Annotated in this window: 24 protein-coding genes and 1 pseudogene; 15 read left to right on the top strand and 10 right to left on the bottom strand. The window is 60.6% G+C overall.

What is annotated here, in order from left to right; all coding sequences use genetic code 11:
• Window position 1: 1 nt before the first annotated feature.
• The 8 genes and pseudogenes from narH to LUU92_RS16170 all read left to right on the top strand — a co-directional run bounded on the left by narH (window position 2) and on the right by LUU92_RS16170 (window position 8308).
• Window positions 2-1540, top strand: a complete 1539-nt coding sequence (narH, locus tag LUU92_RS16205; RefSeq protein ID WP_092245433.1) for a nitrate reductase subunit beta — start codon at window positions 2-4, stop codon at window positions 1538-1540.
• A 3-nt stretch (window positions 1541-1543) separates the two neighbouring features.
• Entirely contained in the window at window positions 1544-2299 is a 756-nt protein-coding gene (gene narJ, locus LUU92_RS16200) for a nitrate reductase molybdenum cofactor assembly chaperone (RefSeq protein WP_092245436.1), read from the top strand.
• Complete coding sequence (narI, locus tag LUU92_RS16195; RefSeq protein ID WP_093123456.1) at window positions 2292-2972, top strand: respiratory nitrate reductase subunit gamma; 681 nt, start codon at window positions 2292-2294, stop codon at window positions 2970-2972. Before narJ ends, narI begins: the two co-directional genes overlap by 8 nt.
• A gap of 10 nt (window positions 2973-2982) precedes the next feature.
• Window positions 2983-3798 carry a peptidylprolyl isomerase gene (locus LUU92_RS16190; RefSeq protein ID WP_257102299.1) on the top strand — a complete coding sequence of 272 codons (816 nt, stop codon included), beginning with the start codon at window positions 2983-2985 and terminating at the stop codon, window positions 3796-3798.
• A 1-nt stretch (window position 3799) separates the two neighbouring features.
• On the top strand, window positions 3800-4786 hold the full coding sequence (moaA, locus tag LUU92_RS16185; protein ID WP_093123450.1) for a GTP 3',8-cyclase MoaA: 987 nt from the start codon (window positions 3800-3802) through the stop codon (window positions 4784-4786).
• Between the two features lie 634 nt (window positions 4787-5420).
• Window positions 5421-7429: pseudogene (locus LUU92_RS16180) on the top strand (ribonucleoside triphosphate reductase).
• Between the two features lie 31 nt (window positions 7430-7460).
• Window positions 7461-7616, top strand: a complete 156-nt coding sequence (gene nrdD, locus LUU92_RS16175) for an anaerobic ribonucleoside-triphosphate reductase (RefSeq protein ID WP_093123442.1) — start codon at window positions 7461-7463, stop codon at window positions 7614-7616.
• Entirely contained in the window at window positions 7613-8308 is a 696-nt protein-coding gene (locus tag LUU92_RS16170) for an anaerobic ribonucleoside-triphosphate reductase activating protein (RefSeq protein ID WP_257102298.1), read from the top strand. Before nrdD ends, LUU92_RS16170 begins: the two co-directional genes overlap by 4 nt.
• Window positions 8309-8503: 195 nt before the next feature.
• Here LUU92_RS16170 and LUU92_RS16165 read toward each other — a convergent pair whose 3' ends face one another.
• From LUU92_RS16165 to LUU92_RS16150, 4 genes are read right to left on the bottom strand one after another with little or no spacing between them, the layout of a single operon-like run.
• Window positions 8504-9850, bottom strand: a complete 1347-nt coding sequence (locus LUU92_RS16165) for a 4Fe-4S binding protein (protein WP_257102297.1) — start codon at window positions 9848-9850, stop codon at window positions 8504-8506.
• Window positions 9847-10686: an FTR1 family iron permease gene (locus tag LUU92_RS16160; RefSeq protein ID WP_257102296.1), complete on the bottom strand. Its 840-nt coding sequence runs from the start codon at window positions 10684-10686 to the stop codon at window positions 9847-9849. The genes LUU92_RS16165 and LUU92_RS16160 overlap by 4 nt, the downstream gene beginning before the upstream one ends.
• Before the next feature lie 9 nt (window positions 10687-10695).
• A complete protein-coding gene (locus LUU92_RS16155) occupies window positions 10696-11019 on the bottom strand; it encodes a cupredoxin domain-containing protein (RefSeq protein WP_257102295.1) in 324 nt (107 codons plus the stop codon).
• Entirely contained in the window at window positions 11019-11549 is a 531-nt protein-coding gene (locus tag LUU92_RS16150; RefSeq protein WP_092245465.1) for an iron transporter, read from the bottom strand. The genes LUU92_RS16155 and LUU92_RS16150 overlap by 1 nt, the downstream gene beginning before the upstream one ends.
• Before the next feature lie 179 nt (window positions 11550-11728).
• Between LUU92_RS16150 and LUU92_RS16145 the strand changes: the two genes are divergently transcribed.
• Window positions 11729-11959 carry a DUF3079 domain-containing protein gene (locus LUU92_RS16145; protein ID WP_092245468.1) on the top strand — a complete coding sequence of 77 codons (231 nt, stop codon included), beginning with the start codon at window positions 11729-11731 and terminating at the stop codon, window positions 11957-11959.
• An 8-nt stretch (window positions 11960-11967) separates the two neighbouring features.
• On the opposite strand, the gene LUU92_RS16140 is transcribed toward LUU92_RS16145, so the two are convergent.
• On the bottom strand, window positions 11968-12444 hold the full coding sequence (locus LUU92_RS16140) for a PA2171 family ribosome-binding persister protein (RefSeq protein WP_257102294.1): 477 nt from the start codon (window positions 12442-12444) through the stop codon (window positions 11968-11970).
• A gap of 266 nt (window positions 12445-12710) precedes the next feature.
• Here LUU92_RS16140 and LUU92_RS16135 point away from each other — a divergent pair, with 266 nt between their 5' ends.
• Window positions 12711-12917: a PLDc N-terminal domain-containing protein gene (locus tag LUU92_RS16135; RefSeq protein ID WP_071491707.1), complete on the top strand. Its 207-nt coding sequence runs from the start codon at window positions 12711-12713 to the stop codon at window positions 12915-12917.
• 61 nt (window positions 12918-12978) lie between these two features.
• On the opposite strand, the gene LUU92_RS16130 is transcribed toward LUU92_RS16135, so the two are convergent.
• Window positions 12979-13539: a type 1 glutamine amidotransferase domain-containing protein gene (locus tag LUU92_RS16130; protein WP_257102293.1), complete on the bottom strand. Its 561-nt coding sequence runs from the start codon at window positions 13537-13539 to the stop codon at window positions 12979-12981.
• Window positions 13540-13732: 193 nt separating this feature from the next.
• On the opposite strand from LUU92_RS16130, the gene LUU92_RS16125 reads away from it, so the two are divergent.
• The 3 genes from LUU92_RS16125 to LUU92_RS16115 are packed head-to-tail and all read left to right on the top strand — an operon-like array spanning window position 13733 to window position 15113.
• A complete protein-coding gene (locus LUU92_RS16125) occupies window positions 13733-13945 on the top strand; it encodes a hypothetical protein (RefSeq protein WP_093512624.1) in 213 nt (70 codons plus the stop codon).
• 2 nt (window positions 13946-13947) lie between these two features.
• On the top strand, window positions 13948-14379 hold the full coding sequence (locus tag LUU92_RS16120; RefSeq protein WP_071491704.1) for a DNA methylase: 432 nt from the start codon (window positions 13948-13950) through the stop codon (window positions 14377-14379).
• On the top strand, window positions 14376-15113 hold the full coding sequence (locus LUU92_RS16115; protein WP_257102292.1) for a DUF72 domain-containing protein: 738 nt from the start codon (window positions 14376-14378) through the stop codon (window positions 15111-15113). The genes LUU92_RS16120 and LUU92_RS16115 overlap by 4 nt, the downstream gene beginning before the upstream one ends.
• Here LUU92_RS16115 and LUU92_RS16110 read toward each other — a convergent pair.
• Window positions 15078-15863 carry a DeoR/GlpR family DNA-binding transcription regulator gene (locus tag LUU92_RS16110; RefSeq protein ID WP_257102291.1) on the bottom strand — a complete coding sequence of 262 codons (786 nt, stop codon included), beginning with the start codon at window positions 15861-15863 and terminating at the stop codon, window positions 15078-15080. The two genes, LUU92_RS16115 and LUU92_RS16110, sit on opposite strands and share 36 nt — an antisense overlap.
• Before the next feature lie 121 nt (window positions 15864-15984).
• Here LUU92_RS16110 and LUU92_RS16105 point away from each other — a divergent pair, with 121 nt between their 5' ends.
• Window positions 15985-17145: an alpha-hydroxy acid oxidase gene (locus tag LUU92_RS16105; protein ID WP_092245482.1), complete on the top strand. Its 1161-nt coding sequence runs from the start codon at window positions 15985-15987 to the stop codon at window positions 17143-17145.
• 192 nt (window positions 17146-17337) lie between these two features.
• Here LUU92_RS16105 and LUU92_RS16100 read toward each other — a convergent pair whose 3' ends face one another.
• Window positions 17338-18264, bottom strand: coding sequence for an alpha/beta hydrolase (locus LUU92_RS16100; RefSeq protein ID WP_257102290.1), 927 nt, complete (start codon window positions 18262-18264; stop codon window positions 17338-17340).
• Window positions 18265-18509: 245 nt separating this feature from the next.
• Between LUU92_RS16100 and LUU92_RS16095 the strand changes: the two genes are divergently transcribed.
• The gene (locus LUU92_RS16095) at window positions 18510-19097 is read left to right on the top strand and encodes an NUDIX domain-containing protein (protein WP_071491699.1); all 588 of its coding nucleotides are present in this window, start codon (window positions 18510-18512) and stop codon (window positions 19095-19097) included.
• A 217-nt stretch (window positions 19098-19314) separates the two neighbouring features.
• On the opposite strand, the gene LUU92_RS16090 is transcribed toward LUU92_RS16095, so the two are convergent.
• Together LUU92_RS16090 and LUU92_RS16085 are read right to left on the bottom strand one after the other, a co-directional pair.
• On the bottom strand, window positions 19315-19713 hold the full coding sequence (locus LUU92_RS16090) for a hypothetical protein (RefSeq protein ID WP_371322022.1): 399 nt from the start codon (window positions 19711-19713) through the stop codon (window positions 19315-19317).
• Between the two features lie 25 nt (window positions 19714-19738).
• On the bottom strand, window positions 19739-24580 hold the full coding sequence (locus LUU92_RS16085; protein ID WP_257102289.1) for an RHS repeat-associated core domain-containing protein: 4842 nt from the start codon (window positions 24578-24580) through the stop codon (window positions 19739-19741).
• Between the last annotated feature and the right edge of the window lie 141 nt (window positions 24581-24721).

Genomic DNA, 24721 nt, shown 5'->3' with positions numbered 1-24721 from the left:
GATGAAGATTCGCTCACAGATCGGCATGGTGCTGAACCTGGACAAATGCATCGGCTGCCACACCTGCTCGATCACCTGCAAGAACGTGTGGACCAGCCGCGAAGGCATGGAGTACGCCTGGTTCAACAACGTCGAATCCAAGCCCGGCATCGGCTACCCCAAGGAGTGGGAAAACCAGGACAAATGGAAGGGCGGCTGGGTGCGCAACGCCAACGGCAGCATCAACCCGCGTATCGGCGGCAAGTTCCGCGTGTTGGCGAATATCTTCGCCAACCCGGACCTACCGAGCCTGGACGACTACTACGAGCCGTTCGACTTCGATTACCAGCACCTGCACACCGCGCCGTTGGGCGAGCACCAACCGACCGCGCGGCCGCGCTCGGTGGTCTCGGGCAAGCGCATGCAGAAAATCGAGTGGGGTCCGAACTGGGAGGAAATCCTCGGCACCGAGTTCGCCAAGCGCCGCAAGGACAAGAACTTCGACCAGATCCAGGCCGATATCTACGGCGAGTACGAAAACACCTTCATGATGTACCTGCCGCGCCTGTGCGAGCACTGCCTCAACCCGGCGTGCGCGGCGTCGTGCCCCAGTGGTGCGATCTACAAGCGTGAAGAAGACGGCATCGTGCTGATCGACCAGGAAAAATGCCGCGGCTGGCGTATGTGCATCAGCGGTTGCCCGTACAAGAAAATCTACTTCAACTGGAAGAGCGGCAAGTCCGAGAAATGCATCTTCTGCTACCCGCGCATTGAGGCCGGCATGCCCACCGTGTGTGCGGAAACCTGCGTCGGGCGCATCCGCTACCTCGGCGTTCTGCTCTACGACGCCGACCGCATCAGCGAAGTGGCGAGCACGGCCAGCGAGCACGACCTGTATGAAAAGCAACTGGAGATCTTCCTCGACCCGAATGACCCGGCGGTGATCCGCCAGGCCCTGGCCGATGGCGTGCCGCAGTCGGTGATCGACTCGGCGCAGCGTTCCCCCGTGTACAAAATGGCCGTGGACTGGAAGCTCGCACTGCCGCTGCACCCGGAATACCGCACCTTGCCGATGGTCTGGTACGTGCCGCCGCTGTCGCCGATCCAGAACGCTGCCGCTGCTGGCACCGTGGGCATGAACGGGGTGATTCCGGACGTGGACAGCCTGCGCATTCCGCTGCGCTACCTGGCCAACATGCTCACCGCCGGCGATGAGAAACCGGTCAAGCGTGCCCTCAAACGCCTGCTGGCGATGCGGGCTTTCAAGCGCTCGCAGCAGGTGGACGGCGTGCAGGACCTGCAAGTGCTCGAAGACGTGGGCCTGAGCGTGCCGCAGGTGGAAGAGATGTACCGCTACCTGGCGATTGCCAACTACGAAGACCGCTTTGTGGTGCCGAGCGCGCACCGTGAGGACGCCATGAGCGACGCCTTCGCCGAACGCTCCGGTTGCGGCTTCAGCTTTGGCAGCGGTTGCAGCGGCAGTTCCGACACCAACATGTTCGGTGCCAGGAAAGCCAACCGTCGCGACGTGCTGAAAACCGTCCAGATCTGGGAGGACTGAGCCATGCGCATTCTTAAAGTGATTTCGTTGCTGCTGGACTATCCCACCGAGGCCCTGGTGAATGGCCGCGATGAACTGGAGCAGGCAATTATCGAGTCGCGGGAAATCAGCCCCAAGCAACGCGGCGCGTTGTTCGAGCTGTTGGAGCTGATCTGCGCCAATGACCTGATGGATGGCCAGGAACACTACGGCGCGTTGTTCGGTCGTGGTCGTTCGCTGTCGCTGCTGCTGTTTGAACACGTGCACGGCGAGTCCCGGGATCGTGGCCAGGCGATGGTCGACATGATGGCCCAGTACGAGGCCGCGGGGTTTGCCATCGGCGTCAAGGAGCTGCCGGACTATATCCCGCTGTACCTGGAGTTCCTCTCCACCCGCGAAGACATCGAAGCCCGCGAAGGCCTGGCGGATGTGGCGCACCTGTTGGCGTTGCTTGCGGCGCGCCTGGAAGAGCGTGAGAGCGCCTACGCCAGTTGCATGCGTGCGCTGTTGCAGATCGCCGGCACCGAGCCGCACCAGGCCGTGGCCGAGGTGCGCGCCCAAGTGGCGGCCGAGCCACGCGACGACTCCCTCGAAGCCCTCGACAAGGTCTGGGAAGAGGAGGCCGTGGACTTTATGCAGGCCGAGCAGCAGGACCGTTGCAGCGCGATGCCGAGCGCACCCGGCAAGGCACGGGAAGAAAGCGCCGTGCCGCTGCATTGGGTGGATTTTCAGCAAGCAGCGCCGGCCGCCATGCCGGCCGGGGAGGTGGGTAATGTCTAAGTGGAATTTGCTGGTATTCGGGGTGTACCCCTATGTGGCCCTGGCGGTCTGTCTGCTGGGCAGTTGGGCGCGGTTCGACCTGTCGCAGTACACCTGGAAGGCCGGCTCCAGCCAGATGCTGAACAACCGTGGCATGCGCGTGGCGAGCAACTTTTTCCATATCGGCGTGCTGTTTGTGCTGGCCGGGCATTTTGTCGGCCTGCTCACACCGGCGTCGGTCTATCACCACGTAATCAGCACTGAAAACAAGCAACTGCTGGCGATGGTCTCCGGCGGATTCTTCGGCCTGCTGTGTCTGGTGGGGTTACTGATGCTGGTCAAGCGTCGCTTGAGCGACCCGCGGGTACGCGCCACATCGAGTGCGTCGGACATCCTGGTCCTGCTGGTGCTGCTCGCGCAGTTACTGCTCGGTTTACTGACCATCGTCGCCTCGACCGGGCACATGGACGGCTCGGTGATGGTGATGCTCGCCGACTGGGCGCAGAACGTGGTGTTGCTGCGGCCGGTGCAGGCGGCGGAATCGATTGCGCCGGTGTCGCTGATCTACAAGGCCCACGTGGCATTGGGCTTGACCCTGTTCGTGCTGTTCCCGTTTACCCGCCTGGTGCACATGGTCAGCGCGCCGATCTGGTACCTGGGGCGGCGCTACCAAATCGTGCGGCAGAAGTCGTGAGGAGCGCGTGATGACCCAGCCTGAATTGATTGCCAGCAGTGAACAGGAATGGCCCATCGTCAGCGTCAACGGCGTGTCGATCACGCCCGAGGCGATGGCCCTGGAGTTGCAATACCACCCGGCCGAAAGCCGCGAAGCAGCGGTGTACCTGGCGGCCCGCGCCCTGGTGATTCGCGAGTTGCTGCAACAGCGCATTGCCGAGCTCGGCCTGACGGTGGACATCGCCCCCGGCGAGAACGAAGAGGAAGCGGCCACGCGCTTGCTGCTGGAGCGCGAAATCAGCGTGCCGCAGTGCGACGAAGCGACATGCCGGCATTACTTTGAGAGCAATCGCGGGCGCTTCCACAGCGCGCCGTTGCTGGCGGTGCGGCACATCCTGTTCGAGTGCGCGCCAGACGATGCCGAGGCGCGCCAGATGGCCCATGTGCAGGCGCAAATCCTGTTGCTGAGCCTGGCACAGACCCCCGGCGGTTTCGCCGAGCTGGCGCTGAAGTATTCGGCGTGCCCCTCCAAGGCCCAGGGCGGTTCGCTGGGCCAGATCAGCAAGGGCCAGACCGTGCCTGAACTGGAGCGCCAGCTGTTCACCCTGGCACCGGGCCTGGCCGACAAACCGTTGGAAAGCCGCTATGGCTGGCATGTGATCAGCATCGACCAGCGTATCGAAGGGCAGCCGTTGCCTTATGAAGCGGTGGTCGGGGCGATTCGCACCCAGCTGCAACAAGGCGTGTGGCAGAGGGCATTGGTGCAGTACCTGCAAACCCTGATCGGCGCGGCGGACATTCGTGGCCTTGCGCTGCAGGGCGCCGACTCGCCGCTGGTGCAGTGACATGAGCCTGGTGGATGGGCTCGGCCGTACCATCGATTACCTGCGCTTGTCGGTGACCGACCGCTGTGATTTTCGCTGTGTGTACTGTATGGCGAAGACCATGACCTTCCTGCCGCGCCAGCAGGTATTGAGCCTGGAGGAACTGGAGCGCCTGGCCCGGCTGTTCGTGGGCCAGGGCGTGCGCAAGATCCGCCTGACCGGCGGTGAGCCGCTGATCCGCCCGGGAATTGTCGGGCTGTGCCGCAACATCGCGGCGCTGCCGGGCTTGCGTGAACTGGTGATGACCAGCAACGGCTCGCAACTGGCGCGATTGGCGCGCCCCCTGGTGGACGCAGGGGTCAAGCGCATGAACATCAGCCTCGACAGCCTGGACCCCGAGCGGTTTCGGGCGATCACCCGCAACGGTGACCTGCGCCAGGTACTGGACGGTATCGAGGCGGCGCGGGATGCGGGGTTCGAGCGGGTCAAGCTCAATTGCGTGGTGATGAAAGGGCGCAATTTCGACGAGGTGCCGGGGTTGGTGCGGTATGCGATCAAGCACGGGATCGATATCAGTTTTATCGAGGAAATGCCCTTGGGGGATGTGGGGCGTTCGCGCGGGGAGACGTTCTGTGCCAGTGATGACGTGCGTGGGGTGATTGCCCGTGAGCATGTGTTGCTCGACAGCACCGAGAGCAGCGGTGGGCCGGCCAGGTATGTGCGGTTGGTGGGGCATCCGCGGACGCGGATCGGGTTTATTTCGCCTAATTCGCAGAGTTTTTGCGGCAGTTGCAATCGGGTGCGGATGACGGTGGAGGGGCGGTTGTTGTTGTGTCTGGGGCAGGAGGATGCGCTGGACCTGCGTGGGTTGCTCAGGCGCTATCCCTTGGAGGATGGGCCGTTGGTTGAGGCGTTGCATCGGGCGTTGCGGGGGAAGCCTTTGGGGCATGATTTTACGGGGGCGGGGGAGGTGCAGGTGGTGCGGTTTATGAGCGTGAGTGGGGGGTGATCGTGGGTTGTTTGGTCGTCGTGTACATATCCGTTTCTTCGGTCACGGCGGCTTATGGTTCCGCCGCAATGGGCCATCCATGGCCCAGTGCGGCTAACCCGGCGTCCTGCCGGGTTACCCACGGATTCAAGCCTGCGTTCGGCCAGCGTGTTTGACGGGGCGATCCCAGATCAAAAGCAAGAGCGCGGCGGCCTTAGAGCCGACCGGATTGTATGGCCGGTACTCGGTCAAAGTGTGGGAGGGGGCTTGCCCCCGATGGCAGTGGGTCAGTCACTGATGAGTTGGCTGACACACCGCCATCGGGGGCAAGCCCCCTCCCACAGTTTGATCTTCATGTATCAGTTGAAGGGTGGTTTGCTCTGGCTCTGGCTTTTGATCTGCTTTTGATTTTGATCTTAGGCCCCCCAAATCACTGTCGAATTACGGGCACACCGAGCCTAAGCGAGGTGCCGAGTGTTGGGGCAAGAGCGTTTTGCTTACTTTTGCGCTTTTCAAAAGTGAGCCGCCGTTACCGAAGAAACGGATATGCCCCCGATCTGAAAAACCTTGACCCCGATCAAGGGCACCCAAGACCAATCTTCGTAATATCACCGCATATTGTGTTTAAAGAATAAAAAATACCTATATGTAGTGTTTGGAGCCTCCCCAATGCAAACCACGCTCACCCCCCTGGCCAGCACCCGCCTGCACAAACGCGACGGCACGCTCGTCCCCTTCGACGCCGAAAAAATCCGCCAGGCCCTGATCGCCGCCGGCACCGCCACCGGCGAATACCAGCCCCCCGACGTCGACCTGCTGCTGGGCGCCGTCCTGGCCCGCCTGAGGGGCATCGACCAACTGGACGTCGAACAAATCCAGGACAGTGTCGAACGCGTGTTGATGGACGCCGGCTACTTCCTGTCGATGCGCGCCTACATCGTCTACCGCGAACAACACGGCCGCCTGCGCCGCGACCGCAAGACCCTGGTGGAAGTCGCCACCTCCATGAACGAATACCTCGACCGCGAAGACTGGCGCGTGCAGGCCAATGCCAACCAGGGCTACTCCCTCGGTGGGCTGGTGCTGAATGTGGCGGGCAAGGTCACCGCCAATTACTGGCTGGATGAGGTCTACAGCGAGCAGATCGGCCGTGCGCACCGCGAAGCCGACCTGCATATCCATGACCTGGACATGCTCGCCGGTTACTGCGCCGGCTGGTCCCTGCGTTCGTTGTTGCACGAAGGCCTCAATGGCGTGCCGGGGCGTGTGGAGGCCGGGCCGCCCAAGCACTTGAGCAGCGCGCTCGGGCAGATGGTCAACTTCCTCGGCACCCTGCAGAACGAATGGGCCGGTGCACAGGCGTTCAGTTCCTTCGACACCTACCTGGCGCCCTATGTGCGCAAGGATCAGCTGAGCTATCCGCAAGTGCGCCAGGCGGTGCAGGAGTTCATCTACAACCTCAACGTGCCGTCACGCTGGGGCACCCAGACGCCGTTTACCAACCTGACGTTCGACTGGGTTTGCCCCGAAGATCTGCGTGAACAGGTGCCGGTGATCGGCGGCGAGGAAATGCCGTTTGCCTATGGCGACCTGCAAGCCGAAATGGCGTTGATCAACCGCGCCTACATCGAAGTGATGCAGGCCGGGGACGCCAAGGGCCGGGTGTTCACCTTCCCGATCCCGACCTACAACATCACTCATGATTTTCCCTGGGACAGCGACAACGCCGATCGCCTGTTCGAGATGACCGCACGTTACGGCCTGCCGTACTTCCAGAACTTCCTCAATTCGGACATGCAGCCCAACCAGGTGCGCTCGATGTGCTGTCGCCTGCAACTGGACGTGCGCGAATTGCTCAAGCGTGGCGGCGGGCTGTTTGGCTCGGCGGAGCAGACCGGCAGCCTGGGGGTGGTGACCATCAACTGCGCGCGCCTGGGCTACCTGTTCAAGGGTGACACCTCGGGCTTGCTGCAACGCCTGGACAGCCTGATGGACATGGCCATGGAGAGCCTGGAGGTCAAGCGCAAGGTGATCCAGCATCACATGGACGCCGGTCTCTACCCCTACACCAAGCGCTACCTGGGCACGCTGCGCAACCACTTCTCCACCATCGGCCTCAATGGCATGCACGAGATGCTGCGCAATTTCAGCGGCGATGAACAGGGCATGCACACCGAGCAGGGCCGCGCCTTTGCGCTCAAGTTGCTCGACCATGTGCGCGCCACCTTGCTGCGCTTCCAGGAGGACACCGGCCATCTCTACAACCTGGAGGCGACGCCGGCCGAAGGCACCACCTATCGCTTCGCCAAGGAAGACCGCAAGCGCTACCCCGGCATCCTGCAGGCGGGCAGCGATGTCGCGCCGTACTACACCAACTCGTCGCAACTGCCGGTGGGCTTTACCCAGGACCCGTTCGAAGCCCTGGAACTGCAAGACGAACTGCAATGCAAATACACCGGCGGCACCGTGTTGCACCTGTACATGGCCGAGCAGATTTCCTCGACCCAGGCCTGCAAGCAGTTGGTGCGCAAGGCGCTGGGGCGCTTCCGCCTGCCGTACCTCACGGTGACGCCGACGTTTTCGATCTGCCCGGTGCATGGCTATCTGGCCGGTGAACACGAGTTCTGCCCCAAGTGCGATGAAGTGTTGGCAGCCGCCCGTTAAACCAAGCTTTTCAACCCCAAGGAGATTCACCATGCAAGTATCCCAGCCACAACGTCAGCGCTGCGAAGTCTGGACCCGGGTGATGGGTTATCACCGGCCGGTGTCGGCGTTCAACCCCGGCAAGCAGTCCGAGCACAAGGAGCGCGTGCACTTCACCGAAACGGCTGCGGCGGCCGGGCGTCAATGAGCCGAGCGCTACGGGTCGGGGGCCTGGTGCCCCTGACCACCCTCGACTACCCCGGCATGCTCGCCTGCGTGCTGTTCTGCCAGGGCTGTGCCTGGCGTTGTCGTTATTGCCATAACCCGGACCTGATCCCGCCGCGCGCCAGCACGCAAGTGGATTGGCGCCGGGTGCTGCTGTTTCTGCAACGGCGCCGGGACCTGCTCGATGCCGTGGTGTTCAGCGGCGGCGAGCCGACCTTGCAGGAAGGCTTGCCGGCGGCGATGGATGAAGTGCGGGCGATGGGTTTTCACATCGGCTTGCACAGCGCGGGGATCAAACCGGCAGGGTTTGCCAATGCGTTGCGTCATGCCGACTGGGTCGGGTTCGACGTGAAGGCCCTGGCCGAAGACTGCCAGTCGATCACCCAGGTCAAGGGCAGCGGCGCCGCCAATTGGCGTAGCCTCGACACTTTGCTCGCCAGTGGCGTGGACTATGAATGCCGCACCACGGTGCATTGGCACTTGATCGACCCACCCCGGTTGTTGCTGCTGGCCCAGCGTCTGCAAGCCACCGGTGTGCAGCGCTTCGCCGTGCAAATGGTGCGCACCGTCAGCATGCTCGACCCGCAATTGCCGAGTGCGCCGGCACAGGCCGCGTTGCCCGAGCTGTGGGGCCGTTTGCGCGAGTTGTTTCCCGCGTTTGTCTTGCGCGGGTGATCACCCTACGCCTTGCACGACCTGGCTGGCCCCCAGCCATGCACCGCAGCAGTGCGCGGGTTGGCAAATGTGGGAGGGGGGCTTGTCCCCGATGACGCAGTATCAGTGACAGATGGACTGGCTGACCCACTGCCATCGGGGGGCAAGCCCCTTCCCACAGTTTCAATCCTGGCAGGTTCTGATATAGCGCTTGCTTCAGTGGGCCCAGCCCCAGAACTGCAGCCACCAGCCATAGCCGATCAACCCTGTACTCATCAGCATGCATAGGAACGCCCGTCCGCGAGGCAGTCCCTCGAGTCGTTGCCACGCCAACGACAGGCACCAGCCGATCGCCGCCATCAAGATCCCCGCTCGCAGCGGTTGCACCCACGCCAATACCAAGCCTTCATACCGCAACAGCTTCACCGTGGTCGCCGACAACCCCAGGAACAATCCTGCGCCCGCCAGGGGCGTCAACGTCAATGCCAGGGGCCGAAACATTGCGCCATCACTCGCCCAGCGCGCAGCCAGGTGCAACAACAGCCAGCACCCGCCGCCCACCACCAGCGAACTGGCGGCCAGATACAGCACGATGCACGCCCCATCCAGCCAACTGAAACTGTCATTGAGTTGCGGATAATGGGTGAGCAACCACCAGGGGGCGTTGTCTTGCAGCGGCCATAGCCAGTCGCGGCTCACCATCCACTCGGCCAGGTGTTGCTTGAGGGCGATGAACCAGGGGCTCAGCGTCCACTGAAACGCGCCCATGGCCAGGCCGATCACGCCGAACAGCAGCAGGCGTACGTCCCAGGCCGAACCGTGTTGCAACGGAGCCTGCAGAATTTCCTGGTTGCATGAGCGGGCGATCAATTGCACCGCGCCGCGTTGCCCGCTGCAGCGGCCGCAGGCGTGGCATTCGCTGGCGCCTTGCAGGCGACGGATGTCCAGCAGCGGCGCGCAGTTGGGCAACGACAGGCGCGGCGCGGCGTTGGCCTTCCAGCGTTGTTCATCCACGGCGAAGTGCACCGACGCCAGGCGGGCGAGCAGGGCGAAGACGCCGCTGACCGGGCACAGATAGCGGCACCAGACGCGTTTGCCGCGCACGAACAGCAGGCCCACCACAACCGCCGCGAGAGTCGAGCCACCGAGGATCAGCAGCGCGGCCGGGGCGTAGTCGTACACGCTGATCAACTGGCCATAGAGCGTGGTCAAGCAAAAACCCAGGGTCGGCCAGCCGCCCCAGCGTAGCCAGCGCGGAATGCCCAGGCCGCGTCCGTGCTGGCTGGCCCATTCGCTCAAGGCACCTTCCGGGCAGAGCACGCCGCACCACAGGCGCCCGAACAGCACCATCGACAGCAACACGAAGGGCCACCAGAGGCCCCAGAAGATGAATTGTGCAAGCAGCGTGAGGTTGTTGAGCAGGCGCGCCTGGCTGTCCGGCAGGGGCAGCAGCGTCGGTAACACCAGCAGCACGGCGTACATCAGCACCACCATCCATTGCACGATTCGGATCAGCCGCCCATGGCGGCGCATGCCATCGCCCAGTCGCTGTAGCCAGCTCATGCGGCTTGCCGTGACCGGCGCAGGCCGTTACCCACCACCAGCCAATAGCCGAGCAACACCATTACCGTGATCAGGCTGGGCGCGGCACGGTAGCCGGCGAAGTCTGCCAGCAACGCGCCCAGGCCATGGCTGTCACTGAGCAGCAGGCTGCTGTCCCAGCGGCTGTCGCCAAAGGCCGAGTAGACCCAGTCGGGCATGTCCATCGCCAACAGTTGCCCACTGATGCGGTCCACCGCAGACACCAGCAAAGCGCCGCCCAGCAGCAACAGCAAGGCTTCGCTGACGGCAAAAAAACGTGCCCAGGAAATAAAGCGTCGGCTGCTGCGCAACAGCACCACGCTCAGCCCGGCCAGCACCAGCCCCAGCACGCCACCGACGGCGAACAGGCCCAGAGCTTCGTCGTGCAGACGGGCACCGGCACCAAACAAAAACACCACGGTCTCGCTGCCTTCGCGGCTCACCGCCAGCAGGGCCAGCAGCAACACGCCCCAACCGCCGTGCCGGGCCAGGTGCTGGTCGGCTTCACTGACCAGCCGGTGTTTGAGCGTGGGCGCATGGCGATGCATCCAGAACACCATCTGCACCATCAGGCCGCTGGCGGCCAGGGTCAGCGCCGCTTGCAGCCATTCACCCTCGGGGCCGGTCATGGTTTCGCCGGCCCACAGCATCAACCCCGCCAGCCCGGCGGAACCGAGCAGGCCCAGCAGCACGCCGGCCCAGAGGTAACGGGCCAGGCGTGAGCGACCGGCCTGGCAGCTGATCCAGGCCTGCAGAATGCCGATCACCAGCAGCGCCTCGACGCTTTCGCGCCACACAATAAACATCGATGTGTTCATCAACGGCTCCTATTCGGCGCGGATGCTGCCTTGGGGCAGTTGGGGGTTGAATTCGTCGAAGAACGGATAGGTGCCTGGCTTAAGAGGATGGATCACCACAAAGGTGGTCGCCCCAGGGGACAAGACTTTCTCCACCCGCAACGGTGTGCTCTCGAATTCGGCCGGGCCTTGGCCGAGGTTCTTGAGTACGATCTTGAAACGCTCGCCGGCCTTGACCGCCAACTGGGGCGGCGTGAAGTGGCCGTCTTGCAGAGTCAGCTCATAGCTGGGCAAGGGCGCCGCCAAGGCTGCGCCGTTTAGCGAAAAAACGCCGAGCAGCAGGGCGCGGCGCATCAATAGCCGCCTTTCTTGCCGATGCCGGCATAGACGAATTCGTAATGCACTTCGCAGCGTTCGAACCAAGGGGCGACGCCGGTTTCCTTGTCGGTGTGACGGCCCAGGGAGGGGTGGCCGGAAGGAGGGGTAACGGTGAAGGTCAGGCTGTACTTGCCCGGCCCTTGCAGTTTGACGTTGTCGCCATAGTGCGGGCCGTCATTGGCGACCATGGCGTGGAAGTCACCGTTGATGGGCGGCGTGTCACCTTGTTTTTTCAGCGCGAAGGACAGGTTCAGGTAAGGCACGAAACTGCCTTCCTGAAAGCCTTGGGCGTTGTCTGCCGTGGCGCGCACATCGGCTTCCAGGTGCACGTCGGAATCGGCGGTGGCGCGCATCATGCCGGCGGGGGCCATCTCGATCGGTTGCAGGTACACCGCACCGATTTCCAGCCCCGGGCAGTGTTGCGGTTCGCCGATCGGGTACTCCTTGGCGGACACCGCGAAGGTGGTCATCAACAGGAGAATGGGCAGCAGGGATGAGGTACGCATGAGGGCTTCCTGACGGGAAAGGGGAGAGGGCCCGAGTCTAGGAAGGTCTGCCGTGAATAATAATGATTCTTGTCAAATTTGCAGGATATTTCATGATTGCCCGGCTTGATCCGTGTCAAGGCCGGGTTGGTATCGTGGCATTAGACTTGACCTACAGTTCACCGGTAGGAAGCTGCTTCATGGCCAAGCCATTTCCGCTGCATCCCAAACACCCTGAACGCATCTGCTGGGGGTGTGACCGCTATTGCGGCGCCTCTGACCTGGCCTGCGGCAACGGTGCCGATCGCACCATGCATCCGGCCGAAATGCTCGGTGATGACTGGTACGAACAGGGCGATTGGGGATTGGCGCCCGAACCTTCGCCAGCACCCGGCACCGAAGCCCCGGCACTACCCGTGAGGCTTCGGTGAAACATGCTTCAGGCTGCCAGGGTCTTGGTTGCCTGCTGCTTTTTATGCGCTGTTTTCATCGCTTCCATCTCGGCGCCCAGTTCTTCAAGTTGTGCTTTCCCGAGTAATTTTCTCGCTTGGGGAAACATCTCGCTTTCCTCCTCTTCGATATGGTGTTCCAACAGCTCTTTGACCACTTTGACGCGGCCGGAAAACTCTGTTGTCGAAGGTTCGGTGTGCTTCAGGTCGGGCAGTACCAGGGCGTCGACGGTACGGTGCTCTTCCTTGGCCTCGTGGTACATGATGTCTTGTTCCTTGCCCCCGGCTTTTCTGAACGCCGGGTACAGGATTTCTTCTTCCAGCTTGGTGTGCAGGCTGATTTCCGCTTCCAGCTTGGCCAGCAGTTCAGTGCGTTTCTTGACCCCGCGTTCGGTGGATTCACTCAGTTGAGTCAACAGGGCTTTGACGCGTTCGTGGTCGGCTTTGAGCAGGTCAATCGCATTCATGGGTGACACCTCACGGGAAACTCAGGGCGTGTCGAAATGCACGCCTCGTCCAGTGCAGGAGTGCATCAGGTGTACCAACCTGAGCTTTTTGAAATACCTCTACAAATTCAATGGCCTACAGCGAGTGCGTGACGGTGCTGTTCGTGCAGGTTGCATGGTTGGCCCTGTGGCGCATTGCATTCCACCACGGCGCAAGGTTCGCGCAAATTTAAATGAACCCTGACGGCCGATGCTTGACCTAACGCATACGACCTAGGAGGTGAAGCATGGAAATTCAATATATCTGGATTGGGCTGGCGGTGATTCTGTTGCTGCTGGAGTTGTGGGCGATCAATATCGTTTTGCGCAGCACGGGGGGCTGGGAGTCCAAAGGATTATGGCTGGTGGTGCTGATTTTTGTGCCGCTGTTGGGGCTGATCGCCTGGGCAATGTTCGGGCCGAAACGGGAGATGCCGGAGCATCGTAAAAGCTGAGGCATCAGCCCATAAAAAACAGGCGCCTCGACGGCGCCTGTTTTCGTTCAGCGCTCGGGCATCAGCTTGCCACAGCCCTTGCAATTGCCTCATTGAATGCCGGCAGATCGTCCGGTGTACGCGAAGTAATCAGGGTCCAGCCGTTAGCCTTGCATTCCTTGACCTCGGCATCGACCCAGCCGGCGGCACCGGCGTTTTCCAGGTCAATACGCACGCTCTTGTAGGAGGTCAGGGTCTTGCCCTTGATCACGCCTGCGTCAATCAGTGCCCAGGGTCCGTGACAAATCGCCGCTACGGTTTTACCCGCCTTCACGAATTCGTTGATCAGCTTCAGTGCGGCTGCATCCTGGCGAAGCGTGTCCGCATTGACGGTGCCGCCGGGAATGACCAGTGCATCGAAATCAGCACCGGAGAGCTCGGACAGTTTTGCAGCGGATTCCACGGTCTGGTCTTTCTCGGTGTCGCCGACGAAGGTCTGTGTGGTGCCGCCCTTGCTGGAGGCGTGGGTCACCGTCGCGCCATGCCCGCGCAGTGCTTCCAGCGGTTTGAGCAGTTCATCGCGCTCAATGCCGGTATTGGAGGTGATAACCAGAATATTCTTGCCGTTTAGGTGTGAACTCATGATCGAGTGTCTCCTGTTGGGGAATGGGATCTGAGAGAGTTGATCCAGCGCGGGCGACAAAGGTTTAAATTAATTTGCGCTTATTTTCCGGGCGGTTGGCGCGGGCAATTTCCTTGAACTATCCACATCGGCAGGCCTCTGCTGCTTAAGCGCCCGTCATTTTCACGGGCCTTCAATTGACTGGAGACTCACCATGAATGCCGATAAAACCCCAGCACCCATCAGCTCTGAAGAAGCCCAGCGGGGCACCGACAAGGCTGACAAGGGCCAGACTCTGGAACGCCCGAATCCCAAGACCGAAACCGTCGATAAAGTAGTGACGCCCACCGAGATCAAAGACATCGAGCGTCAGACCGATGCCATCAATGAACAGGCCGCCAAGGCCGAGCGCAAACTGGGCCACTGAACATGGCCCGCGCCATCAGTGCGTCGGAGTTGGGCATTGAACTCAAGCCCGGCGACGACCACAGTCTGTTCAAGTGGTTTATCGCCAGCTTCCTGATGGGCAAGCGTATCCAGGCACCGATTGCCGCGCAGGCCTATAAGGTGATTGTCGAGGAAGAAGGCCGTGACACTGCGCGCAAGCTGCAGCACTGCACATCGCGTGAATTGGTGGCCATGCTGGGACGCGCGCATTACGTGCGCTATGACGAAACCACCGCGCAACGCTTGCTCGACCTCAGCGCCAGGTTGAACGCCGAATACGCCGGCAAGATCACCCATATGCGCAGTGTCAGCGAAAGCCGTGAGGCCTTCGAAAAACGTCTCGGGGAATTCGACGGGGTGGGCCCCAAGACCATCGAGATTTTCATGCGCGATGCTGCCAAGGTGCTGTTTTGACTGCAGCTCCCTATGTGGGCTGTGCCGGCTGGAGTTTGCCGCGTGAATACTGGCCGAGGTTCAGCGGTGAAGGCACGCACCTGCAGCGCTACGCTTCGCGCTTCAATGCGGTGGAAATCAACAGCTCCTTCTATCGTCCGCACCTGGCGAAGACGTATGCACGCTGGGCGGATTCGGTGCCCTCAGGCTTCCGTTTCTCGGTCAAAGTGCCTAAGCGCCTCACTCATGAGCTGCGCCTGCAAGGCTGTGAGGCTGCACTGGATGAGTTTCTTGGGCAATGCCTGCAACTGGGCGAAAAGCTGGGTTGCCTGTTGGTGCAATTACCGCCTTCGTTGCATTACGAACCGCTCGTTGCCAGCGCATTCTTCACGGCGTTGCGCCGACGTTTCATGGGCCACGTAGTGCTTGAGCCACGTCATGGGAGTTGGCTTGCGGCTGAGGAGATGTTGCGCCACCTGCAAGTCGGGCGAGTGGCGGCCGACCCGCCGCTTATTGCGTCGGGAGACACACCGGCCGGTTGGCAGGGCGTGCGTTATTGGCGCCTGCACGGGACGCCGCGCATTTATCACAGCGGCTATGGACCTGAACGGGTCCAGGCCTATGCCCGTTTGTTCAGCGCGTCCATGGAGGATGGCGTGCCCACCTGGTGCATCTTCGACAACACGGCCAGCGGCCTGGCAACCTCCGATGCGCTGTGCCTACTCGACCTCTACCCGCAGCACTTCCACACCTAGCTGTTCATACGCTTGCACATTCGGCACGTGCCATTCGGTAATCAACGTGTGTATGCGGCTGCACGGTGCCACCACAAACGGCTCCACGGCGCCGATCTTGTCGGCCATGGTCACCGCCACCACATGGGACGCACTGTCGAGCAAGGCTTGCTTGACCGCGACCTCGTCAAAATGCAGCGAACTGATACCGACTTGCGGATGCAGTGCGCACACGCCGGTAAACAGCAGGTCGGCCTTGATGCTCTGGATCAACCGCACGGTTTCATGGCCGCCGGTGGACAGCGTCGCCGGGTTGAGTTGGCCGCCGGAGAGGATCACTTTTACATCGGGATGGTCGGCCAGGGCGATGGCGATCATCGGCGATGTGGTGACCACCGTCAGGCGGATCGAGTGCGGCAAGGACTGGGCGATCTGCAGGGTGGTGGAGCCGGAATCGAACAGCACGATCTGGCCATCCTCGACCCGTTCGGCGGCCAGGCGGGCGAGGTGGCGCTTGGCGTCGTTGGTTTCGCCCACTCGGGTGAAAAAATCCTTGCCGGTGTCTTTGGGGCGGGGCAGGGCGCCGCCGTGCACGCGTTGCAGCAGGCCGGCAGCGGCGAGCTCGCCCAGGTCGCGGCGGATAGTGTCCTGGGACACGGCGAAGTGCTCCACCAGCTCCGAGGCGGTGACTTTGCCGTCGCGTTCCAGCAGCAACAAAATCTTCTGTTTGCGCAAAGAAGGCAGGTCGATGGCTTGATGGGTGTTGTGCATGGTTTTGCGTCTTTTTGCGGGTTTGTGCGAGATTAGTCGTCTCATTCCGTAAACGCAATGGCTGGTTGTGCGGGCGATGGGCGGTTACTCTCAGCATTCAGTCCAGGGAGAGGTGACCTAGATGTCGTTGATCACAACCATCGAAGATTTACGCAAGCTCGCGCAAAAACGTGTGCCACGGATGTTCTACGACTATGCCGATTCCGGCTCCTGGACTGAGAGCACCTACCGCGCCAACGAAAGCGACTTTGCCCGCATCAAGTTCCGCCAGCGCGTGGCGCGCAATATCGACGAGCGCTCGATCCGCGCCAGCATGATCGGCCAGGACATGGCCATGCCCGTCGCGCTGGCGCCGACCGGTTTGGCCGGCATGCAGCATGCCGATGGCGAGATTCTCACCGCCCGCGCTGCCGCTGCCTTTGGGCTGCGCTACACCTTGTCGACCATGAGCATCTGTTCGCTGGAAGACATCGCCGAGCACGTCGGCCAGCCGTTCTGGTTCCAGTTGTACGTGATGCGCGACCGCGCCTTTATCGAGCAATTGATCGAGCGCGCCAAGGCCGCCGGCGTGGATGCATTGGTGCTGACCCTCGACTTGCAGATCCTCGGGCAACGCCACAAGGACTTGATCAATGGCCTGTCCGCGCCGCCCAAACTGACCCTGCCGAATATCCTCGACATGGCCACCAAGCCGCGTTGGGTGATGGGCATGCTTGGCACTAAACGACGCGGCTTCGGCAATATCGTCGGGCATGTTAAAGGCGTGGCCGACATGAGTTCGCTGTCGTCCTGGACCGCCCAGCAATTCGACCCACGCCTGAGTTGGGACGATGTGGAGTGGATCAAGCAGTGCTGGGGTGGCAAGTTGATTATCAAGGGCATTCTTGATGTAGAAGATGCACGCCTGGCCGCAAATGCCGGTGCCGATGCGCTGGTGGTGAGCAACCACGGAGGACGGCAATTGGATGGCGCGCCGTCGAGCATCAGCCAGTTGCCGGCGATTGTGGCAGCGGTGGGGGAGCGCATCGAGGTGTGGCTCGACGGCGGCATTCGCTCCGGCCAGGACGTGCTCAAGGCGGTGGCGTTGGGTGCCAAAGGCACGATGATCGGCCGGCCGCATTTGTATGGCCTGGGGGCGATGGGCGAGGCGGGTGTGACCAAGGCGCTCGAGATCATTGCCCGCGAGTTGGACGTGACGATGGCGCTGTGTGGGTATAACGATATACGCGATGTGAATCGCGAAATTTTGTTGCCGGGGACATTCCCGGAAAACGTTTACTGAGCAAAAAAAGCGTAAAAAAATAAAAAGAGTTGTCCACGAAAACCGTGGGTATCTCTGTGGATAACTTTGCGAAGCCCCGGCAGGGTTGGCGATTTAAGCCAAGATCAATATTTGATCAACTTCGGATTTGGCCCAGCATGGCCTGGGTTTGCGCTTGACAGGCAAGCACGAACCCAGTGCCGAAAAACATTTTTACGAGTCGCCGTTGCGGCCTGTGGAGTGGGTGACAACCTGCGTCGGCATCTTCGCTTGCATCAGTTTGTCCAGCGCCTGGCCATAACTGCGACCGGCCAGGCTCATGCTGTTGTTGTGGCTGGCACCGGGCACCAGTAACAGCCGCTTGGGCTCCCGGGCGGCTTCAAACAACTGCTGGCTGAAGCGCGGCGGTACGTAGCGGTCGTCAAGGCCATGCACCACCAGCAGCGGCATATGGATGTCGGCGATCTTGTCGATGGAGTCGAACTTCTGTGACAGCAACCAACGCACCGGCAGTGAGGTATTCGCCACGGCGGTGGCCACATCCGCCAGCGACGTAAAGGTGGATTCGATGACGAGGCCACGTACCGGCAACGGTGTCTGTTTGCCCAATTCGGCAGCCAGGTCGATGGCTACCGCGCCCCCCAGCGAGTGTCCGTAGATCAGGCGTTTCTGTGGGTCGGGTTGCAGCACCTGGAAGCGTTCCCATGCGATGCGTGCGTCTTCGTACACGGTGGTTTCCGACGGCAGCTCGCCGTGGCTCTTGCCGAAGCCGCGATAGTCGATGGCCAGCACCGAATAACCCAGGGCGTGCAGTTGCTCGATGCGAAACAGCTGCCCGGTGAGGTTCCAGCGCACGCCGTGCAGGTAGAGGATCGCGGGAGCATCTTTCTTGTCCGCCGGGTACCACCAGCCATGGATGTTCTGCCCCGATTTGAAGCTGGCCGGCTTGAGTTCGAATTCCTGCACCGCCTTGGGCAAGCCGTTGTACCAACTGGCGGTGCCTGGCTCGATGCGAAACACCAGTTCGCGTTCCTTGTGTTGCAGCACGGCGCAGCCCACCGGCAGGCCGACGATCAACAGCGCCATGCACAGCAGCGGAAACCAGCGCAGGCTCAGGCGCGAGAAAAAACGTGAGGACATGAAGGTTCCAGGTAAAAGGTCAAGCTGGGGTTTTACCAGATGGCTTGCCCAGGCAGGCATTAATTCGACGGCCGCCCACGGGTGTTTCTTACAAAGTGTTACTGCATTGAACAATACGTGCAGAGATTGTTAGGGTGGGTAATCGTCACCGGCGACGCATGTGGGTTACATCCTGCGCGCCAGCAATGATCCATTTGCCTGGGATCGCATGAAACAAACACTCGCCCTTTCTTGAGAGTACGACCATGGACACCAGCCCCGTTCGCATCACCGCCGAAGAGACCCTTTCGAAGAACTGGTACCTGCTGAAAAAGTACAGCTTCGACCTGCGCCGCCGCGACGGCAGCTGGCAAACCCAGACCCGCGAGGTGTACGACCGCGGCAATGGCGCGACCATCCTGTTGTACAACCGCGCCCAGCGCACGGTGTTGCTGATTCGCCAGTTCCGCATGCCGACGTTCGTCAACGACTACCATGGTTACCTGATCGAAGCGGCGGCCGGGTTGCTGGATAACGCCAGCCCCGAAGAGCGCATTCGCCTGGAGGCCGAGGAAGAGACCGGCTATCGCGTCGGCCATGTGGAGAAAATCTACGCAGCGTTCATGAGCCCGGGCTCGGTGACCGAGCGAATTCACTTTTTCATGGGGGAGTATCAGCCGGGTGATCGGGTTGGGACTGGCGGTGGCTTGGAAGAGGAGGGCGAAGATATCGAAGTGCTGGAGCTGGGCTTTGAGGAGGCTTTGGCAAGGGTGCAAAACGGCGAGATTGTGGATGGCAAGACCATCATGTTGTTGCAGCATTTGGAGTTGCGGATGCTTAAAGAGGGTTGGTGAACTCCCTTTGTTTGGGTGATCCCGCTTGTTGTGGTTCGCAGCCTTCATGTGGTGAGCAGGCTTGCCCTGCGTTGGGCTGCGCAGCAGCCCCAAAAACAGGCAATGCCGATTTACCTGAAAACACCCATCGTCTGGATTGGGGCCGCTTTGCGGCCCAACGCAGGGCAAGCCTGCTCGCCACAGAGGGGCGGTGTTGCCTTGGAGGGCGGTGTTTGGGTTACCAGGTTGACTGGTCTTCGAGGCTGGCTTTTTGGAGGTCATCTCGCCAAACCTCATTGGCTAGTCGATAGATGTCGGCGAAAAAGCCCCGCGGATCGGCGATTTCTGTTTCGTCCCAGGCCATCGTTATGTATTCGTCGTAGTCGCTTTTGAATTCTTTTGAGAAGTCAAAGTCGTGGTTGTCCAGTGCATCCCTGAGAGCTGACATCAATACGAAACGATGTCTGTATGATAGGTACATAAGGTCTTTGAGGATAAAAGAAACTATGATCTCTTCCCTGTCTTTCTGATTGTTAGGATCATGTTTCCGTAGCTCTTTTCCAGCTGTTTCCTCAAGATCGTATATGGATAAGGCTCCTAGTATATGAGATATATTAGGGCTGTATGGAGTGTTCATAAATGGGCATTTCAGCATCGTCTGTTCACTTCGGGAATGCGGTGAATGGTCGAGTTGGATTGTTTCTATCAAATCTGACTTCCACTCTATCCATGTTCTCAATGTATCTAGGGTTGTTTACGTCCCTGGGGTTAGGTTTGTAGCCTCGTCCGGCTCCAGGTAGCTCGACCACAACCACGGGGTTGCCGCTTCTATCAAAAGCTGTGGGAGATGGCGAATTGTCCTGCATCCTGCCCAAAGCCTTATTTATAGCGTGGAGCTGCATTCTCCAGGATTTAAATTGGGAGCTGGAGTTGACCGCTCCTCTCTCCCCAGTCGTAGGATGTGTTCCATCAATAGATCGTTGCTTTAACGCGCTGTCTGGTATCTCTGGACCATGCTTTTCAACCGTATGCATATCGTACTCCTGCTCCCAGCCCAGCACTTTCCGTTTTGCATTGGCCTCTGCCAGTTTATCTATTCTCGCCTGTCGGTCAGTCCGTGTGAGTTGAGGAAGAGTGGGTGTGCCTTCATCAACGCTAGGCATCGGAATGGCAGGAGGAGCATTAGGTTTGCATCTGTCACCCGGACACGTGCTTAAGCCTAACGGATCAACCCACCCCGTAGGACTAGGTACGTACTGGTACGCATTGATCCCACCCGCCAGCTTCACCGGATCCGGCGTCAGGTACCGACCAACATCCGGATTGTAGTAGCGATGGCGGTTGTAGTGCAGCCCGCTTTCCTGATCGAAATACTGACCCTGGAAACGCAGCGGGTTGTCGACTTTTCCGATGTCGAGGCGGGTGATTTCGCCGTAGGCACGGTAATGCGCGGACCAGACGATTTCGCCATCCGGGGCGGTGAGTTCCTGCGGCGTGCCGAGGTGGTCGAGTTGGTAGTGGTAGGGCTTGGTTTCCTTGGGGCCGAAGCCTTCCAGCAAGGCTAGCGGACGGAAGCTGTCTGGTTCATAGAGATAGCTGCGATGCCGATCCGCGTGGTGTTCGGCGATGAGTTTGTCGCCTTGCCAGAAAAACTCGGTAGTAATCCCATCTATGGTTTTACTGATACGCCGCCCAAACGGGTCATAGCGGTAGCTGGCGGTCTGGCCGTTGGGCGTTTTAATACCGATCAGGCGGTGCTGGCAGTCGTAGCGGTACTCGGTGACGAGTTGATGGCCCTTACCGCGTCGTTCGCGGATCAGGTTGCCGAAGGCGTCGTAGTCGTAGTGGTGGTCGCCCTGAATCATCAGGCGGTTGCCGGCGACGATGTCGGGGCCGGGGCGGTTTTGCATGAGCAGGTTGCCGGCGGGGTCGTGGCCGAAGCGTTCTTGCTCGCCTTGGGTGTGGTCGGCGCGGGTGAGGCGGTTGAGTGGGTCGTAGTGGTAGCGGTGTTCGCCCTTGCGGGTGTCGAGCTGGCGGGTGAGGTTGCCGGATTTGTCGTAGTCGTAGTGGCGGCGGTATAGCGGGCCTTCGGCGTCGTTGATGCTCTGGTTGAACAGGCGGCCCTGGTGGTCATGTTGGTAGTGGCTGAGCAGGTTTCCTTGGGCGCGTTGCTGTTCGCGACCAGCGTTGAACAGGTGTGAGGTGAGAACGGCGCCGTTCAGTTCGACGGTGGCAAGGTGGCCGCCTTTGTCGTGATTGAAGGTGAGGCGGTTGTTGTCCGGCAGGCGCAGGTTTTGCAGCTGGCCGCAGGCGTCGTAGCCGTAGCGCAGGGTGCCCCAGCCTTGGTGTTCGGCGGTGAGGCGGTTTTGGCTGTCGTACTCGTAGGCCAGGGACCAGTGGCCGTCTTCGACGCTGAGGAGATTGCCCTGGCGGTCGTAGGTGTAATCGACGGTATTGCCATCGGGCAGGGTTTTTCTGACCAGGCGTCCGGCATGATCGCGCTGGTAATGGGTAACCAGCTGACTGCCGTCATCGCCGTGTTCGGTCTTTTCCGAAAGGTTGCCATTAAGGTCGTAGACGTAAGCGGTGCGCTGACCATCAAACCCGGTTTCCTGCTGGATCAGGCCGTTGTTGTGGTACTGGAGCCGGTAGGTCTCGCCCACCTCGTTTTCGATCTCGGTCAGCAGTAACCGCGCGTTGTCGCAGCGGTACTTGACCTGGGTGCCATCGGCATTGATGCGGCGGCTGATCAGGTGCAGGCCGTCGGCGTATTCGTAGCGGGTGACGTGCCCCTGTTCATCGCGTTCGGCGATGATTTTTCCGTAAGCGTTGTAGGTATATTTACGCGTGTCGCCGCTTGGCAAGACGACCTGGACTAACCGCCCAACGTCGTTCCACTGATACTGGGTCGGCGCGCCATGCTCATCCTCACGCGCAATCTGTCGCCCACGGTCGTCATAGCGATAACGCTTGATCCCACCATTGGGCAACTGCTCCTCAAGCAACTGCCCACGCTCATTCCACACCAGCCGCTGACAGCTGTGATCCGGGTACCAAACCCCAACCAGTTGCCCGTATTTGTTGTAGCTGTAGTCAGTAGTGTTGCCATCAGGATCGGTCTTGCGCGTTACATCGCCCTGATCGTTGCGTTCATACTTCCAAACCGCCTGACCCCGCCTTACAACGCGTACGAAGCCGTTATCATGCTCGTAGGTCGTCGGCTCATCGTCCCCCGGAAACACCGCCACCAAGCGCCCGGCTTCGTCGTACTGATACGCCGTGATCGCCCCGAGCGGGTCCTGCTCAACCGTCAGCCGGCCTCTGTCATCGTAGGAGTTGAAATGCTCGGCCCCATCCGGATCCACTCGCTGCACCAGCCGCGCCCGCTGGTCATGCACGTAGACTTCCTGGCTGCCATCGGCGTTAAACACCGTGACCTGGCCGTTGTCATCCCAGGCATAACGCGTGTCCATCTGCGAGAAACTGGCCCAGTGCCGAATGCACCGCGCCGCCTTGCCAGATCGTTGCCACTCCCAGAAGAAACTCGCCCCACCGGCCAAACCGCGCTCAAGGATGACGTGCTGTTCGTCGTAGCGATAAACCTCGCTTTCACCGACCGCGTTGGTCGCTGAAACCAGTCGTCCCAAGTCGTCATAGGCGTAGGAAACAACCGTCTGCTCCGTCACCCACACAAACGGACCGTCATCCACAACGCGATGAATCTGGTAATCCACCGCCACGATCCGGCCCGACACATAGCGCAACCACAACGAGCGCCCGACGCCGTTATCCACCCGCTCAACACGGCCCAGAAAGTCCCGGGTAATGCGCAGCCGGTTGTCATACGCGTCGCTGATCGCTGTCAGCACACCGTCGCGGAAGTGGTAGAAACGTGATGCCTGGGCCAGCACCAGTTCATCAGGCGACGAACCCAGATAGATCGCCGCTTCGGCCAGGCTGTTGGTGATTGCAGGGCGAGAAGTCGACGGCAAGGGCAGGGTGGTGGAGCGGTTTTCATGATCGGTCCAAAGCACCGAATCCCCGGAAACACTCAGCCGATGCGCCAGCGCGTGACTCCAGCCAAACCCCAACCCACAATCCACGTCAACCGCACTGGTGCGATACAACCGTGTCCACTCAAACGGCAAGATCCCGTCCAGCGTTCCATCGGTGAGGGTCAGCAGTTCCTCGCCGGTGACCATCGACACCGGGCAGCCGTTGGTGGCGGTCTTGTCCGAAGATGCCGCCGCATCCCCATTCGGGTTGCGAGCAGAAACCGGCACATCATCCACGGTCTCCTGCCGCACCAACGCCGTTCGCTGGGACTTGTTGCGCACCACCGGCACCGCGTTGGCAACCACCTGATCCCCGGCCTTCAACGGCGCATCCGGAATCGTCTTGATCGTCGTCGCCTGGCTACTGAGCAATATCGGCTTGGCCACCTGCGTGTGATCATCCGCACGAAATTTCCCGAACTGCCCAGCCATGTGCTCAAGCCATTTGCGCGCACGTTGAGACTTGATGCTGCCCAGTACCTTGGTACTGATGCGTACCGCCATCCCCATACCTGCCGTGGCAAGGCACAGCAGCAAATTGATCAATACTTCAGCGCTGATTTCCCCCAGCAGCTCATTCATATAAGGCGGCGGCAACATCCGCATCCAACTGACCATTGCCGACAGATAAATGAACAGCAACGGCTCATCACTCAGCACCAGCAAGCCCTTTGCGATGCTTTCGGTGCCGAGCTTCAACAGCTTTTCGAATTCTTCGTGGCTCAGGTAATGCAGCAGCTTTTCGGCATGCTTCAGTGGGGCCAGAAACCACTGAAGCACCTGCGTGATGTTGTCCCAGAGTGAATACAACGCCCCACTAAACCCGCGTGCGTAGGCTTCGTGCAGCGAGAGGTAGCGCTTGAGAAAATTGGCTTCGGAATAACCCTTCCACAAGGCGGCGAAGGTGGTGGCCCATTCACGGCGCAGCCAGCCTTCCAGCGGTTCGATAACCGACTGATAAGAGGCGTACAGCGCCTTGAAGTGCACCTTGGAAACGTTGGGATAGAAACTGACCCGATACTGCTGGTTACGATCACATTCCTTGATTTCGAGAATGCCGCTGGGTCCGATGGTTTTATGGATGGGCTCCCCGAGCGGGCCACCTTTCGGATCAATGCGCTGCACCATCACGGGCGTATCGCCAATCGGCACAAATCGAGAACTCTGGAACATATGCACCAGGGTCAGCGTGCCGTCTGCCTGGCAGGTTGCGGTGGTGGTGCTGGGAAACAGGGAGCGGTTGATCGGCGCGACCAGTGCCACTTCATCTCCAACCTTGAAGACCTGCTCGATATCCAGCGCCGAAAAGCTGAAAAAGCTCTCCGCCCAGGCGTCGTAGTGATTGAGGCAGCGCTTGAAGTCGCGGATAACGGATTCGACGTCTCGCGTCTTTGAATCCAGGATGGCCAGTACCAAATAGCCAATGGTTTGGCTGGTCACTTCGATCATGAAACAGCCCCATCAACCGGAGCCCAAACCCATAACGCCATCTGCAATCCCTCGCACTGTGTAGTCAGGCGAGGGACTTTGCGGATGTTTGCAGGGGAGGGGAGTAGAGCTTATCCGGCGGTTATGTGGGACGGTTCGACA

Source organism: Pseudomonas extremorientalis (assembly GCF_024584605.1).
In the GTDB taxonomy this organism is placed as follows: domain Bacteria; phylum Pseudomonadota; class Gammaproteobacteria; order Pseudomonadales; family Pseudomonadaceae; genus Aquipseudomonas; species Aquipseudomonas extremorientalis.
The sequence above is the reverse complement of the archived record's forward strand: the minus strand, read 5'-3'. Positions and strand labels throughout refer to the sequence as shown.

Excerpts from the sequence above, each read along its gene's own strand:
- LUU92_RS16105 (WP_092245482.1), top strand. The coding sequence starts at position 15,985 with ATGTCGTTGATCACAACCATCGAAGATTTACGCAAGCTCGCGCAAAAA.
- LUU92_RS16085 (WP_257102289.1), bottom strand. The coding sequence starts at position 24,580 with ATGATCGAAGTGACCAGCCAAACCATTGGCTATTTGGTACTGGCCATC.
- LUU92_RS16165 (WP_257102297.1), bottom strand. The coding sequence starts at position 9,850 with ATGAGCTGGCTACAGCGACTGGGCGATGGCATGCGCCGCCATGGGCGG.
- LUU92_RS16190 (WP_257102299.1), top strand. The coding sequence starts at position 2,983 with ATGACCCAGCCTGAATTGATTGCCAGCAGTGAACAGGAATGGCCCATC.
- narI (WP_093123456.1), top strand. The coding sequence starts at position 2,292 with ATGTCTAAGTGGAATTTGCTGGTATTCGGGGTGTACCCCTATGTGGCC.
- LUU92_RS16110 (WP_257102291.1), bottom strand. The coding sequence starts at position 15,863 with ATGCACAACACCCATCAAGCCATCGACCTGCCTTCTTTGCGCAAACAG.
- LUU92_RS16150 (WP_092245465.1), bottom strand. The coding sequence starts at position 11,549 with ATGCGTACCTCATCCCTGCTGCCCATTCTCCTGTTGATGACCACCTTC.
- LUU92_RS16160 (WP_257102296.1), bottom strand. The coding sequence starts at position 10,686 with ATGAACACATCGATGTTTATTGTGTGGCGCGAAAGCGTCGAGGCGCTG.
- moaA (WP_093123450.1), top strand. The coding sequence starts at position 3,800 with ATGAGCCTGGTGGATGGGCTCGGCCGTACCATCGATTACCTGCGCTTG.
- narH (WP_092245433.1), top strand. The coding sequence starts at position 2 with ATGAAGATTCGCTCACAGATCGGCATGGTGCTGAACCTGGACAAATGC.
- LUU92_RS16090 (WP_371322022.1), bottom strand. The coding sequence starts at position 19,713 with ATGAACACTCCATACAGCCCTAATATATCTCATATACTAGGAGCCTTA.
- LUU92_RS16100 (WP_257102290.1), bottom strand. The coding sequence starts at position 18,264 with ATGTCCTCACGTTTTTTCTCGCGCCTGAGCCTGCGCTGGTTTCCGCTG.
- LUU92_RS16145 (WP_092245468.1), top strand. The coding sequence starts at position 11,729 with ATGGCCAAGCCATTTCCGCTGCATCCCAAACACCCTGAACGCATCTGC.
- narJ (WP_092245436.1), top strand. The coding sequence starts at position 1,544 with ATGCGCATTCTTAAAGTGATTTCGTTGCTGCTGGACTATCCCACCGAG.
- nrdD (WP_093123442.1), top strand. The coding sequence starts at position 7,461 with ATGCAAGTATCCCAGCCACAACGTCAGCGCTGCGAAGTCTGGACCCGG.
- LUU92_RS16135 (WP_071491707.1), top strand. The coding sequence starts at position 12,711 with ATGGAAATTCAATATATCTGGATTGGGCTGGCGGTGATTCTGTTGCTG.
- LUU92_RS16170 (WP_257102298.1), top strand. The coding sequence starts at position 7,613 with ATGAGCCGAGCGCTACGGGTCGGGGGCCTGGTGCCCCTGACCACCCTC.
- LUU92_RS16120 (WP_071491704.1), top strand. The coding sequence starts at position 13,948 with ATGGCCCGCGCCATCAGTGCGTCGGAGTTGGGCATTGAACTCAAGCCC.
- LUU92_RS16140 (WP_257102294.1), bottom strand. The coding sequence starts at position 12,444 with ATGAATGCGATTGACCTGCTCAAAGCCGACCACGAACGCGTCAAAGCC.
- LUU92_RS16095 (WP_071491699.1), top strand. The coding sequence starts at position 18,510 with ATGGACACCAGCCCCGTTCGCATCACCGCCGAAGAGACCCTTTCGAAG.
- LUU92_RS16130 (WP_257102293.1), bottom strand. The coding sequence starts at position 13,539 with ATGAGTTCACACCTAAACGGCAAGAATATTCTGGTTATCACCTCCAAT.
- LUU92_RS16155 (WP_257102295.1), bottom strand. The coding sequence starts at position 11,019 with ATGCGCCGCGCCCTGCTGCTCGGCGTTTTTTCGCTAAACGGCGCAGCC.
- LUU92_RS16125 (WP_093512624.1), top strand. The coding sequence starts at position 13,733 with ATGAATGCCGATAAAACCCCAGCACCCATCAGCTCTGAAGAAGCCCAG.